The sequence below is a fragment of the Polaribacter sp. genome (genome assembly GCF_965660385.1).
GTDB lineage: Bacteria > Bacteroidota > Bacteroidia > Flavobacteriales > Flavobacteriaceae > Polaribacter.
Genome location: NZ_CBFHZT010000130.1, coordinates 1 through 1,870, shown reverse-complemented (window position 1 = coordinate 1,870; position 1,870 = coordinate 1). Strand labels below are relative to the sequence as shown.

The following is a 1,870-nucleotide window of genomic DNA, read 5'->3' as shown; positions in this document are numbered from 1 at the left end:
CTCAAAATGACAAAATTTAGCACTTTTCAGACAGCCTTGTTATATAGTTAAAAAATAAAAATAGTTTTGCTAACTGCTAACTGCTAACTGCTAACTGCTAACTGCAAATTGATAACTGCTAACTCTTAACTTTTTATCTTTCTCTACGTCTTCTTCCAAAACCTCCAGATTTTCTGTCGCCAGAATTTTTTGGTCTATCAGAAGATGAACGTCTTTCAGATTTTCCTCTACCTCTGTCACTACTTCTTTTAGAAGATGAATTTTCAGAACTTCTACGTCTTCCAAAACCACCATCTTTTTTACCAAAAGGTTTTTTTCCACCTCTTCTACCACCACCAGAACGTTCTTTTTTGGTGATTTCTACATTTACAGAACGACCGTCAAAATCAGGTTGATTGCTTTCAAAAGCTTCTAAAGTTTTAGTTTCAAAATCTTTATCTATTTCAAAGAAAGAAAAAGTATCTAAAATATCAATAGCTCCTATTTCAATTTTATCTCCAATTTCTTGGTCATTTATTAAACCTATTAATTTTGCAGGGTTTAAACTATCTTTTCTACCAATGTTGATAAAAAAGCGCGTCATGTTTTCAGCAGTTTCTCTTCTTCTAGAATTGTCTTTACCTAAATCATTTAAATCTTTTGCATTTTCATAATACGCTAGCATCGTATTAAACTCTAAAGAAACAAATTTTTGAATAAGTTCTTCTCTATTTAAATCAGCCAATTTATCGTAAATGCTTGGTAAAAACTCATTAATTTCAGAGGCATTAACTTCCGTTTTTTGCACTTTGTCAATCAAATTCATTAATTGATTTTGCACAATTTCTTTACCTGATGGTACTTTGCCTTCAACAAATTTTTGTTTAATAATTCTTTCTATAGGTCTTAGTTTTCCTTTTTCCCTGTTGTTTACTAAGACTATTGAAATTCCTTTATTACCAGCTCTACCAGTTCTACCACTTCTGTGTGTGTAATTTTCTATTTGATCTGGCAATTTATGGTTGATAACATGTGTTAATTCTGTTACATCTAAGCCACGTGCAGCAACATCAGTAGCCACTAAAATTTGGATGGTTTTTTTACGAAATTTTCCCATTACAGAATCTCTCTGTGCTTGAGATAAATCTCCATGCAAAGCATCTGCATTATAACCATCTTTTATTAAGTTATCTGCTACTTCTTGAGTTTCTCTTCGAGTTCTACAGAAAATAATGGCATAAATATCTGGATTTAAATCTGCAATTCTTTTTAAAGCAGGGTAACGTGTTCTTTCAGAAACTGCATAAAATTCGTGTTCTACATTGTCAGAACCTTTATTTTTTTCGCCAGAGGTAATTTCAACAGGTTTAACCATGTAATTTCTAGCAATAGCTTCTACTTCTTTTGGAAAAGTTGCAGAAAACAGTAAAGTTTGCTTGGTTTCTGGAGTAGCTTCTAAAACTTTATCCAATTCCTCTTTAAAGCCCATATTCAGCATTTCATCAGCTTCATCTAAAACTAACCATTGCACATTGCCTAACTTTAAAGCTCTTCTGTTTATTAAATCTACAGTTCTACCTGGCGTTCCAACAACAATTTGTGATCCTTTTTTTAAAGATCTTATTTGCTCTTCCATGCTGGAACCACCATAAACAGTAGTAACTTTTATATTTTTTAAATATTTAGTAAAATCTTTAATATTATTACCTATTTGAACTGCTAATTCTCTTGTAGGTGATAAAATAATGGCTTGTACATTACTTTGATTTTCATCAATTTGTTGTAAAATAGGCAAACTAAATGCTGCCGTTTTTCCTGTACCTGTTTGTGCAAATGCTTTTAAATCGTCTGTAGAAGACATGATTTGAGGAATTGCTTTTTCTTGTATAAC

Annotated in this window: 1 protein-coding gene; it reads right to left on the bottom strand. The window is 31.7% G+C overall.

The features are described 5' to 3' along the window. Positions 1-133: 133 nt before the first annotated feature. A partial coding sequence (locus ACTG3V_RS15540) for a DEAD/DEAH box helicase (RefSeq protein ID WP_439133084.1) occupies positions 134-1,870 on the bottom strand: 1,737 nt, incomplete at its 5' end.